This window comes from Vibrio sp. YT-19(2023), from assembly GCF_033337395.1.
The window spans coordinates 1-524 of the sequence record NZ_JAWOQN010001114.1 but is presented as its reverse complement, the minus strand read 5'-3'; the positions used below and the strand labels follow the sequence as shown (position 1 = coordinate 524).

General features: G+C 47.3%; 1 protein-coding gene. It reads left to right on the top strand.

The window, feature by feature from the left end:
* Positions 1-524: HAD family hydrolase (locus R7E78_RS30335; RefSeq protein ID WP_318059173.1), on the top strand; the 524-nt coding region annotated here is incomplete at both ends.

Here is a 524-nt window from a genome sequence, read left to right as displayed (position 1 = left end):
CATAGCAACGCAACCAAACTTCATCGAGGAAGATCAGCGCTTAATGGCCTTGTACGCAGAAGGCAAAATGGACATGGAGGACTACTTAGAATTCTGTATGGCACCACTGGCTGACATGCCCGTTGCACCCGTCCATACGTTGGTGGAAGAGTGTGTAGAGCACCACATCCTGCCTAAGCAGTTTGAGCAATCCAAAACGTTGATAGCACAGTTGGATCGCGATGACATCGATATGGTTATCATCTCTGCGAGCGTGACATTCTTAGTCGAAGCGGTCGGCCGTCGATTAGGAATTCCCGTCGCATTAGGAATTGATTTGGTTGAGAAGCACGGCAGCTACAGCGCTGAAATTGCAGGCGTTCCGAGTTATCGAGAAGGCAAAGTTATACGCTTGAAAGCATGGTTAGATGCTCAGCCAGAATCTTATTCTGAAGTCCATTTTTACACCGACTCCATCAATGATTTACCTTTGTGCGAATACGCAGATTACGTATATTTGGTGAATCCTTGCCCACGCCTCAAAG